Source organism: Mesorhizobium sp. KACC 23794 (genome assembly GCF_052180275.1).
Classification (GTDB): Bacteria; Pseudomonadota; Alphaproteobacteria; order Rhizobiales; family Rhizobiaceae; genus Kumtagia.
Window position 1 is genome coordinate 4,836,633 of the sequence record NZ_CP197465.1, and the last position, 14,687, is coordinate 4,851,319.

Consider the following 14,687-nt stretch of genomic DNA (forward strand, 5'->3'; position numbering starts at 1 on the left):
CCGGTTCGATCAAAAGGCGGCTCGCCTCAGATGATGGAGAAGTCGGCCACAGTGAGGCCCGGCGCTCCGGTCAGCGTCGCAATCACGGTCACCCCGCCAGCGGCGGAGCCGTTGGCGTCGTAGCGCAGGATGCCGGTATCGGTTTCGTAGACGAAGTGCTGGTCGAGCGTCGTCGCAACGCCGGCTGTGTTCGCAACGAAAAACTTGCCGGCGAGCGCGCCCTTGGCGAGACCGCCAAACACATCGCCGTCGAAACGCAGCGTGTCGTTGTTGCCCGTGACATTCTGGAATTCGCGGATCACATCTCCGCCGTCGCTCAGCGCCAGATAGTCGAACCTGTCGTTGCCACGGCCGCCGCTGAGCGAGTCCTTTCCGGCGCCGCCGAAAAGCTGGTCATTGCCGTCGCCGCCGGCGAGCAAGTCGGCGCCACCGCGACCCTCGAGCTTGTTGATGCCGCTGTCGCCACGAAGCACATCATCGAAGCTGGAACCGGCGACCGCCTCGACCCCCTGCTGGTTGTCGCCCTCCGCGTCGCCGGTGCCGGCAAACGCAGAGTCGAGGGCAAAACGCACCCCCTTGTCCGCACTGGCGTAGCTGATGGTGTCGAAGCCGTTGCCGCCTTCGAAACGGTCGCGGCCCGCCCCGCCGTCCAGCACGTCGTTGCCTTCCTCGCCGTGAAGCTGGTCGTCGCCGCTCCCGGAGATCAGCACGTCGTTGCCACCCCGTCCGCCGATGGCGTCCTTGCCGGCGCCGGTCTCGATCACGTTAGCCAAGTCGTTGCCGGTGCCGATGAAATCGCCGGTCGCGAACGCAGTCAGGTTCTCGACATTGTCGCCGAGCTTGTAGCTGTTGAGGTAGCTGAAAACAGTATCGTTACCCTGGCCAGCGGCTTCGAACACCACATCGCCCACAACATCAACGACGTAGAAATCGTTGCCAGCGCCTCCCTCCATCGTGTCGAGACCGACGCCGCCATCCAGCAAATCATTGCCCGCACCGCCATAGAGCCGGTCGGCGTCGGCGCCGCCATAAAGCTGGTCGTTGCCGGTCTGGCCGAACATGTCGTCCTCGCCCGCCTCGCCGAAAATCAGGTCGTCGCCGCGCGCAATAAGGACCGAATTGTCTTCGAAGGTCGATTCGCCGTAGACGCGATCGTTGCCTTCGCCACCATAGATGGTGTCGTTGCCGCCGACGACGCGTGCGCCGTTCTCGACCCGCCCCGCGTCGCCGGAGATGACGTCGTCGCCATTGTTGCCGCTCAGCCGGTCGTCGCCCGCATACAGACGCCCGCCGGTAACATACTGGACGTCGCCGTAGATTTCATCGCGCACTTTCCCGCCTTCGATCCGGTCGTCGCCGCCATAGACCAAAGCATTGGGATTCTGAGCGGCCGCATCGCCGATCAGCGTCCCGTGGAAATCGGGCCCGCCGGCAATGTAGTCGTTGCCGCCGATCAGTTGGGCCACCCGGCCGCTCATGCCCTCGACGATCACGACATCGCCGACAGCCATCGACTGCGCGTGCGTCGACTGGATGTAAATGGTGTCGTTGCCTCCAGTGAGCTTTCCGGATGCGAAAAGAACTTCGGCATCGCCGGAGAAAGACTGGAACGCCGTGGTGGCGGCCCCGGTGATGTCGTCCATGCCGCCGCGATAGTCGACGAGAGCGGAAGTCGTGCTCCTGCTCCCGACCTGGGACACGTCGCCCATTGCGGTGGTGTTGGCATCGCCGGGCTGGATGATGTCGTTGCCGCCGGTTGCGCCCGCCCGCGCGGCAATGCCGTCGCCAAACAGCTTGAACTCGGCATCGGGACGCGCGGTGTTCTGCGAAGCACCAATGATGACGTCATTGCCTTCGAGGAACCGCCAAAAGCTGTCCGGTCCGGCGAGCAGGGTTTGCGGTTCGACGGCGATGCCGGTGATGACGAGTTCCGGCCGGGCGGCGTCGTAGCTGCCGGTATCCAGTTCGATCTTGGTGACGGTGCCGGAGATCGGCCGGCCGTCTGCGCCATAATTCAAGTTCTCGCCCTGCAGCACGACGGAACTGCCGGCGGGCGTGAGATAATTGAAGTAGAACGGCAGCGTCGCTCCGCCCTTGCCGAAGGTCACAAGGTTGGGGTCCGCCATGTCGAGGGACGCGGTTGCCTTGCTGAAATCCAGGGTAGCCATGGTGATAGTTCTTTCTTGGCGATCCGGCAGCGCGCGCAAGCGCATCGACGGCGTCGCGCCGTCCACGGATCGGATGCGTTGATGTTGTTCGACGAGAGGACGGGGTGGAACGGGACCGGCTTTCAAGCCAACTCACTTCGCAGCGCCCGTTACGGGGGGTCAGTGGGTCATTCGCCGGACGGCCGGAGCCAGCCAGCGGACTCCGCCTCGCGAAATCGTGTCGAGGACGAGATCTCGCAGCGCGCGATGCCCATGTCCTTGAGCATGTGGTCCGGCATCGCGTGCAATCTGGCGCGGTCCCTCCGCATGCGGATCGCGCGCTGCACGACACCCGTCGCCCGGCCGAATTTCTGTCCGAACTCGCGAGCGATTGTGATGACGTCGAATATGCTGGAAGCGGCTAGTGCTCTCCTGGGGCTGGTCATTGTCGTTTCTCCTTTGGCAATTTGCCTTGTGCCCCTTAGGAGATATGTTGAACCTTCAAACAAGTTCGGAAACTGTAGCGGGCCGGCGACCCAGGCGTCTCTGTGGTATTGCCAATCAACTCAATGTTGGTGTTTAAAACATTTTTTGGTGTATTTTCGCACATTCCATCCCGCCGAGAGGTGAAAAGGAAAATCGATATGGACGCACGCGGTTCTGCCTGCCTCGGACGGCGGCAAGGATCCGCGCAACCGCTCGGCCCGCCCCCGCCCTTGGCTGGACGCTTTATAGACCGCGCCGTTTCAACAGCCCGCGCCGTGGCGTGCCTCACAAATCGCCGACACAATTTTCCAAGTGATTGAAGGGACAGGCAAAAGCAAACTTTATTGCGACCCTCGAATACGAGCTCTCGCAGGCCAACGGGGAAGGTGGGCTACCGCGGAAAGATAGGTCTCCGGGCTTATACGAGCGGTCATTTGCGTTGACTGTCTGCGCCGCCCCTCATCCGCCTGCCGGCACCTTCTCCCCGTGAAGTACGGGGAGAAGGGACAAGCGGCGACGTTGCGGCCAGCTACCTTCTCCCCGTTTTACGGGGAGAAGGTAGCTGGCCGGCGGATGAGGGGCGGCGCAGACAGTCAAGGCAAATATTATTGCCGGATCGAAACGAGCCCGATACCCAGGAATCGGGCCCCTTTACAGACGATATACGGCATCCGGCGCACGGCCAGTCCCGAGCGGTTTCCACCGCAACCGCCGCGCGATTCAGTTTCTGTACCTCGAATTGTCGGAGTTGGTGAGAAGAGCGGCCGCAACCAGAACGCTCTTGAAGCACGGAATTCCCGCTTTCGATGCCTTCTTCGGGAACGACCCGCTGGCTGCCCCTCAAACGGCGTCGATCATCACCTTGAACGCCACCATGCCGGGATCGTCCATGCCGACGGTGCGCTCGGCGAAGATGCGGGCCCGGCCGATCTTGTTGGGCTTGTCGCGGAATTCGGCCATCGCCTGGTCCGTGCCCCGCCGCAGCGCCGCGAGCAGTTCCGCCGGATCGTCCTTGCCGGCGCCCGCCTTCGCCGCGCCGGAAACCGCGTCCATGACCGTCTTGTCGCCGAGGCTGGCCTTTCCACGCGCCATCATCGCCTCGACCGCCTTGTCGAAAAAGCCCGGAACCTCGTTCCAAGCGACCTCGGGCCTGCCCTTGGCCAGCTTGGCCACCGCCATCATGCTGGTCGCCAGCAATGTGCCAAAGCTGGAACTGGACACTTTCGACACCGCCTGCGCGCCCTGCATCAGCGCCATGCCGACATCGTCGGGCCAGGTCCCCTTGACCCGGTCGAGCTCGCGAAATGCCTTGATCAGCGTGATGCCGAGGTCGCCGTCGCCGATCTGCCCGTCGAGGGTGGTCAGGCGTTCGTGCTCGGTCTCCAGCGCAGCCAGGATATTGGCCACAGCATTTCGCAGCGAATCGACGGTCAGCGCCACGGTCACACCTTCCAGAAGGCGCAGGCCGCCGGCGCGGTCAGATACTTTTCCAGTTCCGCATCGAGCGGCAGCACCGTCAGCGAGGCGCCCGCCATCTCCATCGACGTCGCATAGCGGCCGACCAGCGGATGGGCGATTTTTACGCCCGCGTCCTCAAGGCGATCGGCGATGCGATCGAAGAGGATGAACAGTTCCTCCACCGGCGTGGCGCCGAGGCTGTTGACCAGCACCGTGACCCGCTCGCCGCGCGGCAATGTGAGGTCGGAAAGGATCGGATCGAGCAGCGCGTCGGCTATCTCGTTGGCCGTTCTCAGTTTTTCGCGCTTCACGCCGGGTTCGCCATGGATGCCCATGCCGACCTCCATCTCGTCGTCGGCGATTGAAAACGTTGGCTTTCCGGCCTGCGGCACGGTGCAGGACGACAGCGCCACGCCCATGGTGCGGCAGCCGTCCGCCGCCTTCTGCGCCACACTGGTCACCTCGTCCAGATCCAGTCCGGCCTCCGCCGCCGCGCCCGCGATCTTGAAGGTCAGCACCATACCGGCGACGCCGCGCCGCTTCTCACGCTCGCCGAGCGGCGCGCTGGCGACATCATCGGCCAAGAGCACCGTGGTTGAGGAAATATCATCGAATTCAACCATTTCGCCGGCCATGTCGAAGTTCATGACATCGCCGCCATAGTTGCCGTAGAGCCTGAGCACCCCTGCCCCGCCATTGGCCTCACGCATCGCCGTCGCCATCTCGTCGGCGGAAGGCGACGCAAAGACGTCGCCGCAGGCGACCGCATCCAGAAACCCCGGCCCGACATAACCGGTGAAAATCGGCAGGTGCCCGGAGCCGCCGCCGGACACGATCCCCACCTTGCCCTTGATCGGCCCATCGGCCCGCACGACCACCCGTGTCGTGCCCTCCGCCAGCCGGTAATATTGCGGATAGGCGCGGGTCAGCCCTTTCAGCGTCTCTTCCGCATAGCTGAACGGGTCGTTCAAGATCTTCTTCACGACGAAACCTCCAGAAATGTCAGCCAGAACCGCTCCTGCCCTCGGCTGCGGCCTCGGCCGTTCGCCTCCTTTGGAAGGTCCACTGGACCTTCCCTTCGGCGAACCAAATGCTCACTCGCGCGCGCTTTCCCTGAGCTTCTGCGCATAGACGTTGATCACCAGCGCCGCCAGCAGGATCAGGCCGCGGATCAGGATCTTCAGGAAGCTGTCGATCTGGATATGGTCGAGCCCGTTGTTCAGCACGCCCAGCACCATCAGGCCGATGATGGTGTTGCCTATCCCACCGCGTCCGCCGAACAGGCTGGTGCCGCCGACCACCACCGCCGCGATCGCGTCGAGCAGGAACGTGTCGAACTGGTTCTGCTGCGCCGAGCCGAAATAGGCAACGCCGATCATGCCGGCGATGCCCGAGCACATGGCGGAAATCACCATCACGGCGCCAATGATCATCTTGACGTTGACGCCGGAATACTCGGCGGCCTCGCGGTTGCCGCCGACCATGTAAACGTAGCGGCCGAAGCGCGTGTAGGTCAGCACCAGATGCGCCACCAGCATGAACAGCAGGCACACGATGATCGACCATTTGACCCCCAAAATGGTGCCGGAGCCGAGCGTGGTGATCAGGTCCGGAAAATTATAGGCGATCTGGCCGCGCACCAGCATGGCGGACATTCCGTTGGCGATCTGCATCATGGCGAGCGTCATGATGAAGGACGGAATGCCTATCCCCACGACGCCGAAGGCGGTGACCAGCCCCAGCGTGAAACAGGCCGCCAGCGTCAGGATGATCGCGATCCAGCCCTGCATCGGCAGGTTGGCGATGTTCACATAATCCGGCTGGATGGTGAAAAAGGCGATCAGGATGCCGATCGCATTGGCGATCGCGGCCACCGACAGGTCGATCTCGGCGGTGAGGATGACGAATGTCAGGCCCACCGCGATGATGCCGGTGATCGACGCCTGGCTCAATATATTCATGAAGTTGTCGAAGGTGCGGAAGCTCTCCGCCTGCGTGGCAAAGAAGATGACCAGCACGATCAGCGTGAACACCGGCGCGATGTTGCGCATCTGCTCGGCGAGGAACCGCTTCAGTTCGAAGGGCTTTGGGCCGGTCTCGGTCGTGACACTCATGATCAGTTCATCCCTATCGGATCTATCGACGCCAAGACCAAAACCATGACCACCGCCCCGAAAATGAAGGTTGGTCGCGTAAGAAGCACCCGATCCCTATTTGAGCACTGATCTCTCTCATCGGTGGAATCGCCTCTGTAGTATTGGGCATTTACGCCGTCATTGTCTTTGGCAAAGTCCCAGCCATTGCTTTGATAGAATCGAATGTCTCGCAGCTCGTCCCGAACTAGGTAAACCAACCATGCAAAAACAAGCGGAACAACGATCCAGCGAAAATCCATCGTGAGGTGTCTTCCGATCAAGCAGTCTCACTCGTTACATCGTACTCATGCCGCATCCAGCAGGTCGGCCTTCTCGATGTGGCCGTGCGTGAATTCCCTGGCGACGACGCCGCGCTTCAGCACCGTCACCCGGTCGGCCAGCGTCAGGATCGTCTCCGGCTCCGTCGACAGCACGAGGATCGCCACTCCGCGGTCGCGCAGCGACTTGACGATGCGGATGACGTCCTCCTTGGCGCCGACATCCATGCCGCGCGTCGGCTCCGACAGGATCAGCACTTTCGGCAGTTCCGTCAGCCATTTCGCCAGCGCCACCTTCTGCTGGTTGCCGCCCGACAGATTGCCGAGCGCGATCTCCGGTCTCGGCGGCCTGATCTGCAGGTCCTGGATGTGCCGTCCCGCGATCTCCCGCTCCTTGCGCGGCTTGAGCAGGATCGGGTGGATGCGGCCCAGAATGGCGATGGAGATATTCTTGAACACCTGCTCGGTGCGGAACAGCATCATGCGCCGGCTCTCCGGCAGATAGGCGATGCCGGCGCGGCGCGCCGAAGCCGTCGAGCCGAAGCGAACCGGCTTGCCGTTCAGCACAAGACCGCCGGCGCGCAAAAAACCCTTTCCGAACAGGATGCGCGACAGTTCCACCTGGCCGCAGCCCATGAAGCCATAGACGCCGGTGATCTCGCCGCTCCTGAGCTTCAGCGAAACATCGCGGACCATCTGTCCGTCGCTCAAGCCGCTGGCCTCCAGCACGACCGGCTTTGCGTCGTCGCCGCCGAGTTCCGTGCTTTCGCCCATATGCATGTCGAGCGAGCCGCGGCCGATCATGTATCCGATGATAGAATCCTTGGTCAGCGCCTCCGTCCGCTCGGTCACCACCTTGCGGCCGTTGCGGAACACCGTCACCCGGTCGGAAATCGCCAGCACGTCGTCCAGAAAATGCGAGATGAAGACAATGGTGCGGCCCTGCTGCTTCAGCCTGCGCAGCGCGTCGAACAGACGCGCCACTTCCGGCGGCGACAGCGCCGAGGTCGGTTCGTCGAGGATGATGATCTTTGCGCCGGAAAACAGCACGCGCGACAATTCGACGAGCTGCTGGATGCCGACCGGCAGGCTGCCCATGCGGGCTGTCGGCTCGATGTCGAGGCCGAGACTGGCAAGCTGCACCTTCGCCTCACGCCGCATGCGGCGCCAGTCGACGACACCTCCGGCGATCAGCGGCTGGACGCCGAGGAAGACGTTTTCGGCCACCGTCAAATCCGGCACGATCGACAGCTCCTGGTGCACCATGCCGATGCCGGCGGCCAGCGCCTCGCCCGGCGAGCGGAAATGCACGCTCTTGCCGTCGACGCGCATGTCGCCTTCGAAGCCGTGATAAACGCCGGCGATGATCTTCATCATCGTCGACTTGCCTGCGCCGTTCTCGCCGACCAACCCATGGACCTCGCCTTCGGCCAACGAGAAGTCGACGTCGCGCAAGGCATGCACGCCGCCGAACGTCTTTGTGACGCCGATCATGTCGAGCAAGGTCGGTTTCTCTTCGAGAGGCAAAGGGGCGTCCAACGTCATGTTACCTTTCGTCTCAGCCGTCGGCGCCGCCCCTCATCCGCCTGCCGGCACCTTCTCCCAGTAAAGAACGGGGAGAAGGTGGTTCATGGCCCGTTTTCGCCAATCGCCGAGGGTGCAGAAGGAGTCAGTGCGTCGCGGCAGTCGACCTTCTCCCCGTTCTTCACGGGGAGAAGGTGCCGGCAGGCGGATGAGGGGCGGCGTGACCGACCCCGGGTCTCCCGCCTGCCGGCCGGTCAGATCAGAAAATTCTTCTGCAGCCAGAGATGGCCGGGAGCCGTCTCGGCGGTGATGACCGGGCCATCGGCCCAGATGTAGTTCGGGATATCCTTGCCGGTCTTCTCGCCACCGTTGACCGCCGCCACGCCGGCCGCGACCGCCCAGCCATGAATGCGGCAGGAGGGATTGCGCACGGTCGCGACCATGGTGCCGTCGAGAACGGCATTGACCGCCGGCGGCATGGCGTCGACGCCGCCGATGAAGATGCCGGTGCGGCCCTTGGCCTTCATGACGTTGTGGGCGGCCAGCGCCATGTCGTCATTATGGAAGAACGCGCCGGCGATGTCCGGATACTTGGTCAGCAGCGATTCCCAGATGCGGGCGACCTTGGTCACGTCCCAATCCGCCGGCTGGTCGTCCACCAGCTTCACGTCCGGATAGTTGGCGATGACCTCCTTGAAGCCCTTGGCGCGTCCCTGGGCGCCGGTGTGGCCGAGCGCACCCTGGGTCATGACGACGTTGCCCTTGCCGCCGATCGCCTTCATCAGCTGGTTGGTCACCACCGAGCCCATGAAGATGTTGTCCGGCGCGATGAAGGTGTGCAGCGCGAGCTGGCCTTCCGGCGCCATCATCGTGTCCATGGCGATGACCGGCGTGCCCGAATCGATCACCTTCTTGATCGGATCGTTGAGCGTGCCGATGCCGAACGTCTGCAGGGCGACAAAATCCCATTTCTGCGTGGCGAGGTTGTCGACCGCCGCGCGCTGCTTGGTGGCGGACAATTCGCCGTCGAACCAGGTGATCTCCACGTTCATAAGCTTGGCCCAGGCTTCCGCCGCCTGCTTGCCCTGCGCGCACCAGCTTGCCTGCAGGCCGGCATTGCCCATGGCGGCCTTCAGCGGCTTCGCAGAAGGCTTCAGCTCCTGCGCCATCGCCGGGTCGAAGCCGGCGGAGCCGAGCAGCGCACCCGCGAGCGCGGTTGCACCGATCGCCTTGAAGATGTCGCGGCGTGTTCTGGATTCTTCGATTAGATCGTCGAGCACTTCAGTTCCTCCCAAAAACCGGCCACTCCCGCCGGATGACGTTACCATCCTCGCGCCCGCACCCAATCCTGGAAGCACTCCTCCTGCTCACCCAGGCGGTTTTCTGCGCGCCTCGAAAAATAGGGTCGAAACGATTGAAACGTCAACTGAATACGACGCGCATTTTGTCGAATGCCAGCGGGGGTGAAAAATGTTGGAACCTGACGAACGGGTGGCATTGAGCGCCTGCATAGCAGGCGGATCAACTTGGTGGCTCCGGAACATTCCGTGCTCCTCAAAACACACCTGCGTAAATCGTCGGATATCAGAACGAGAGCGCTCAAATTCTGATTAATTAGAATGACTATGCAAGCCTTGCCTTCACAATGAAAAGCCTCTATTCATGGCTTAAAAACTGTCATGTACAGGCGATATAGGGGAGCTTTATGCCAATTGAATTCGTGGGTGGTAATTTTATTGTTAATTCAACAGCACAAAACACTCAATATAACCCGTATATATCGATTATTTCCGATAACCGAATAATTATAACTTGGAATTCCGACGACACTGGCGATGGCTCTGGCGGCTGTACGCGCGCAAGAATATTTTCTTTCAACGGAGAGCCTCTTGGAGACGACTTCATCGTCAACTCAACCAGGAATAAAGGTACGCAAAATCCAACAGCAACATCGCTTTCCGATGGAAATTTTGTAATCACCTGGCGATCTGATGACACGTTCGATGGCTCATCTTCTTGCATACGCGCTCGAATCTTCTCTTCAGACGGCGCACCAAACGGTCCGGATTTTATTGTAAACTCAACCAGCGAAGGCTTTCAATTTTTTCCTTCTATTACCAGCCTGTCGGCCGGCCATTTTTTGGTAACTTGGACATCTGATGACGACGGTGACGGTGATGGCCACTGCATCCGTGCACGCATCTTCGATTCGAACGGCATATCGACAGGCGATGACTTCATCGTGAATACGACGACTTCTGGAGGGCAATTTAGTTCGCGCACGACAACGTTGGATAACGGCAACTTTCTTGTAACGTGGGAGTCATCCGACCAAGAATGGAGTGTTTTTGGGCGCATCTTTGATGCGAATGGAGTGGCGATCGGTGACGATTTTTTAGTTAACTCAAACGCAGACCTCAATTTTTCTCCTAAAATTACGGCGACGAATGACGGCGGTTTCGTCGCCGTATGGCAGGTATGGTCTTCCGATGCCGAACTTGTAAAAGTTGTCGCCAGAGCCTTTGATCCAGCGGGAAAAGCGACAAGCGACGAATTTCTAGTAAATTCAACGGAAATGAACGACGGCCACTACCCATTTCCATCCATAGATACACTTCCAGATGGACGAATTGTGGCGGTTTGGTCATCCAATGAGCCGAATGCCGGAGGTGTTTATAGTATTCGCGCAAGAATATTAGATGTCGACGGCACTCCTTCGGGAAGCGATTTCGTGGTTAACTCGGTTAAGCCTTCGGATGTTGAGATCCGCGCTCTCAACGACGGACGTTTCATTGTTTCCTGGAGATCTCAAGAGGCCGGAGACGGCTCTCTGGCTTGCATTCGTGCCCAGATATTCGACTCCACAATATTTAACGGCACTAGCGCGGCGGATAGCTGGAGAGGAAGCAATGTCTTCGCAGACAAAATTTATGGTGGTGCTGGCGATGATACACTGGTCGGCCTTGGCGGCAAGGACACACTCTCCGGCGGCGATGGGAATGACGTCCTAAACGGCGGCCTCGGCGCCGACTATGTGAGCGGCGGCACAGGCACTGATACAGCTTCCTACGCAACAGCCACGGCCGGCTTGAAGGTCAGCCTCACCGAACCCTCTCTGAACACCGGCGACGCTAAGGGCGACACGTTCAACTCCATCGAAAACCTGGAAGGCTCAGCCTTCAACGACACGTTCGACGGAAATGCCGCGGCCAATACGCTTAGCGGCCTCGCTGGCAATGACATTCTGCGCGGCGCGGCCGGCACCGACACGCTGCTGGGCGGGGCCGGAGACGACACGCTGGGCGGCGGCGACGGCAACGACACTTTGCGCGGCGGCCTTGGCGCCGACTATCTCAGCGGGGGCGCTGGGACCGACACCGCCTCCTACGCCCATGCAACCGCGGCTGTCAAAGTCAGCCTCGCCGATCCCTCGCTCAACGTCGGAGAGGCCAAGGGCGACACGTTCAATTCCATCGAGAACCTCGAAGGCTCTGCCTTCAACGACACGCTCGACGGCAATGCCGGCACCAACGTCCTGACCGGCAATGACGGCCTCGACCTGCTGCGGGGCGCGGCCGGCAACGACACGCTGCGAGGCGGGGGCGGTAACGACACGCTCGGCGGCGGCGACGGCAACGATCTTCTGTCCGGTGGCATCGGTGCCGACTATCTCAGCGGCGGGAGCGGCACCGACACGGCCTCCTATGCCAGCGCGGCGGCGGGCGTCACTGTCGGCCTCGCCGCCCCTGCGGGCAATACCGGCGAGGCAGCGGGCGACACCTTCAACTCCGTCGAAAACCTCGAAGGCTCCGGTTTCGGTGACAGATTGAGCGGCAATTCGGCAGCCAATGCCATCTCCGGCCTGAACGGAGCAGACGTGATCGACGGCGGAGCCGGGTCGGACACGCTCACCGGCGGCGGCGGAAAAGACTATTTTGTCTTTACCTCCACCCTTGGCCCCACCAACATCGACATCATTACCGATTTCTCGGCGGCCGACGACACGATCCGGCTGGACAACGCCATCTTCGCCGCCGTCGGGGCGACCGGCGCGCTCGCATCCGGCTATTTCCGGGCGAACGCCACCGGCACGGCGCAGGATGCCAACGACCGCATCCTCTACGAAACCGACACCGGCAAGCTCTTCTATGACGCGGACGGCAATGGCGCCGGCGCCGCCATCCACTTCGCCACGCTCACCGGCAACCCGACGATCACCGCGGCGGACTTCCAGGTGATCTGACACATTTGCAGGCGCGGGGAAGCATTCCCCGCGCCCTTGCGGCATCAACGCGCCGGCGCCCGGATTCACCTTGCCTCGCGATACAGGACGCTCCTGACCGTCATCTGCTTGTGGTCTCCGCCGATTTCCACCAATAGTCCGCCCTTAAATTGCCCGCATGGGCGAAAATTGTAGTTGCGTAACAGGCTGGACGCCCCGGATGGACGATCCACTCAGCCCAAAAAGGCCGAAGGCGCCGAAGGCCGGCATTCTGCTCGCCGTCGACGCCTGGATCGATTCCACCGTCTACGAGGCCGGCTTCCTCCTCGGCGAGGCCTACGAGAACGCCACCATCTTCTTTCGCCGCTTCCGCTTCGAGGGCTGGCGGCGCTGCGTCGTCGAGGTGTTGGGCGAAGCCATGGCGCTGGGCGCAGCGGGCTCCGTGGTCATGATGGCGCTTGCCATGCCGGCCTTCGAGGAGACCAGGGGCGACTGGCGCACGCAAGGCGACTTCGCCGTCACCTTCACCGACCGCAACGACGTCGAGATCGGCCGGCGCGGCATCATGCAGCGCGATTCCGTGCCGATCGACGAGATGCCCGACCACGTGATCGAAGCCGTGCTGGCGACCGAGGACCGCCGCTTCTTCGAGCATCACGGCATCGACGTCGCCGGTCTCGCCCGCGCCGTGACCGAGAACTTGCGCGCCAATTCCGTCGTGCAGGGCGGCTCGTCGATCACCCAGCAACTGGCGAAGAACCTGTTCCTCAGCAACGAGCGAACCGTCGAGCGCAAGGTCAAGGAGGCGTTCCTGGCCGTCTGGCTCGAAGCCAACCTGTCGAAGAAGGAAATCCTGCAACTCTATCTCGACCGCGCCTATATGGGCGGCGGCACCTTCGGCATCGCGGCGGCCGCCGAGTTCTATTTCGGCAAGGAGGTCAAGGACCTCGACCTCGCCGAGGCGGCGATGCTCGCCGGCCTGTTCAAGGCGCCGGCCAAATACGCGCCGCACATCAACCTGCCGGCGGCGCGCGCCCGCGCCAATGTCGTGCTCGACAACCTCGTCGACAGCGGCTTCATGACCGAAGGCCAGGTGCTGTCGGCCCGTCTGCACCCGGCCGACATCGTCGACCGCGGCAAGCAGAACAGCCCCGACTATTTTCTCGACTACGCCTTCGACGAGGTGAAGCGCCTAGCGAAGGACACCGGCAACCGTTCGATCGTGGCACGCACGACCATCGACCTCGACCTCCAGCGCGCCGCGGAGGAATCGCTCGAATTCAACCTGCGCCAGCACGGCAAGGATTTTCGCGTCAGCGAGGGTGCCATCGTGGTGCTCGACACCGACGGCGCCGTGCGCGCCGTGGTCGGCGGGCGGGACTATGGCGAAAGCCAGTTCAACCGCGCGACGCGCGCGCTGCGCCAGACCGGCTCGTCCTTCAAGCCCTATGTCTACGCCACCGCCATGGAAAACGGTTTTACGCCGGATTCGACCATTTCCGACGGGCCGGTCAACTGGGGCGGCTGGCAGCCGAAGAATTACGGCCGCAGCTTTTCAGGCCGCGTCACGCTCGCCTCCGCGCTGATCCGCTCGATCAACACCGTGCCGGTGCGGCTCGCCAAGGACCATCTGTCGATCCCGCCGATCAAGGCCATGGCCGAAGCCATGGGTGTGGAAACGCCCCTCAACGGCCACAAGACCATGGTGCTCGGCACCTCCGGCATGACCGTCATGGACCAGGCGACCGGCTACAACACCTTCGCCAATGGCGGCTTTTCCGGCACCCGCCATGCCGTCCAGCAACTCTCCACGCATTCCGGCGAGGTCTTCTACGACTTCGCCCGCGACGCCCCGAAGCCGAAGCGCGTGCTGTCCGAACAGGCGCTGAAGTCGATGAACTCGATCCTGGTGCAGATCCCGGAGATCGGCACGGCCAAGCGCGCGGCATTGCCCGGCATCCGCTCGGCCGGCAAGACCGGCACAACGCAGTCCTACCGCGACGCCTGGTATGTCGGCTTCACCGGCAACTACACGGCCGCGGTCTGGCTCGGCAACGACGATTTTTCGCCCACCAACAACATGACCGGCGGCTCGCTGCCGGCCATGGTCTGGCAGCGGCTGATGGTTTTCGCCCACCGCAATGTCGACCTGAAGCCGATCCCCGGCATCGAAAGACCGTTCCTCGATGCCGAGATCGCGGCAAAAGCCGGCGAGGCGGAACGGAAGCGTCTTGCCGAGGCCGCCGCCGACGCAGCGGAGCGCCCTACGGCCCTTTCCACCGCCACCGCACGCTTCCTGCGCGACCTGTCGAGGGCTTTTCGCGACGCCCCGCAAATCGAGGAACCGAAGGAGCCGGATACGATGTCGGCTCTGCAGGGGTCGCTATAGGCCTCCTTCCATTTCTCCGGCATCCCCGGCCTTGCAGTCCCCCTCCCC

Annotated in this window: 9 protein-coding genes; 2 read left to right on the forward strand and 7 right to left on the reverse strand. The window is 62.3% G+C overall.

The features are described from left to right. Positions 1–26: 26 nt before the first annotated feature. The 7 genes from ACSBOB_RS23760 to ACSBOB_RS23790 form a co-directional block, all read right to left on the reverse strand. A complete protein-coding gene (locus tag ACSBOB_RS23760; protein WP_442578527.1) occupies positions 27–2,168 on the reverse strand; it encodes a calcium-binding protein in 2,142 nt (713 codons plus the stop codon). Positions 2,169–2,335: 167 nt separating this feature from the next. Beyond that, positions 2,336–2,593 carry a DUF1127 domain-containing protein gene (locus tag ACSBOB_RS23765; RefSeq protein WP_442578528.1) on the reverse strand — a complete coding sequence of 86 codons (258 nt, stop codon included), beginning with the start codon at positions 2,591–2,593 and terminating at the stop codon, positions 2,336–2,338. An 880-nt stretch (positions 2,594–3,473) separates the two neighbouring features. Then, a complete protein-coding gene (locus tag ACSBOB_RS23770) occupies positions 3,474–4,073 on the reverse strand; it encodes a dihydroxyacetone kinase subunit L (RefSeq protein WP_442578529.1) in 600 nt (199 codons plus the stop codon). A 2-nt stretch (positions 4,074–4,075) separates the two neighbouring features. Further along, entirely contained in the window at positions 4,076–5,074 is a 999-nt protein-coding gene (locus ACSBOB_RS23775) for a dihydroxyacetone kinase subunit DhaK (RefSeq protein WP_442578530.1), read from the reverse strand. A 111-nt stretch (positions 5,075–5,185) separates the two neighbouring features. Next, positions 5,186–6,205, reverse strand: coding sequence for an ABC transporter permease (locus ACSBOB_RS23780; RefSeq protein WP_442578531.1), 1,020 nt, complete (start codon positions 6,203–6,205; stop codon positions 5,186–5,188). 326 nt (positions 6,206–6,531) lie between these two features. Continuing rightward, positions 6,532–8,049: a sugar ABC transporter ATP-binding protein gene (locus ACSBOB_RS23785; RefSeq protein WP_442578532.1), complete on the reverse strand. Its 1,518-nt coding sequence runs from the start codon at positions 8,047–8,049 to the stop codon at positions 6,532–6,534. Between the two features lie 233 nt (positions 8,050–8,282). After that, positions 8,283–9,323 carry a sugar ABC transporter substrate-binding protein gene (locus ACSBOB_RS23790; RefSeq protein ID WP_442578533.1) on the reverse strand — a complete coding sequence of 347 codons (1,041 nt, stop codon included), beginning with the start codon at positions 9,321–9,323 and terminating at the stop codon, positions 8,283–8,285. A gap of 410 nt (positions 9,324–9,733) precedes the next feature. Here ACSBOB_RS23790 and ACSBOB_RS23795 point away from each other — a divergent pair, with 410 nt between their 5' ends. Beyond that, positions 9,734–12,271 carry a calcium-binding protein gene (locus tag ACSBOB_RS23795; RefSeq protein WP_442578534.1) on the forward strand — a complete coding sequence of 846 codons (2,538 nt, stop codon included), beginning with the start codon at positions 9,734–9,736 and terminating at the stop codon, positions 12,269–12,271. A 199-nt stretch (positions 12,272–12,470) separates the two neighbouring features. Further along, on the forward strand, positions 12,471–14,639 hold the full coding sequence (locus tag ACSBOB_RS23800; RefSeq protein WP_442578535.1) for a transglycosylase domain-containing protein: 2,169 nt from the start codon (positions 12,471–12,473) through the stop codon (positions 14,637–14,639). The last annotated feature ends 48 nt before the right edge of the window (positions 14,640–14,687 follow it).

Coding starts and splice junctions, on each gene's coding strand:
- ACSBOB_RS23760 (WP_442578527.1), bottom strand. CDS start 2,168: ATGGCTACCCTGGATTTCAGCAAGGCAACCGCGTCCCTCGACATGGCG.
- ACSBOB_RS23765 (WP_442578528.1), bottom strand. CDS start 2,593: ATGACCAGCCCCAGGAGAGCACTAGCCGCTTCCAGCATATTCGACGTC.
- ACSBOB_RS23780 (WP_442578531.1), bottom strand. CDS start 6,205: ATGAGTGTCACGACCGAGACCGGCCCAAAGCCCTTCGAACTGAAGCGG.
- ACSBOB_RS23785 (WP_442578532.1), bottom strand. CDS start 8,049: ATGACGTTGGACGCCCCTTTGCCTCTCGAAGAGAAACCGACCTTGCTC.
- ACSBOB_RS23795 (WP_442578534.1), top strand. CDS start 9,734: ATGCCAATTGAATTCGTGGGTGGTAATTTTATTGTTAATTCAACAGCA.
- ACSBOB_RS23800 (WP_442578535.1), top strand. CDS start 12,471: ATGGACGATCCACTCAGCCCAAAAAGGCCGAAGGCGCCGAAGGCCGGC.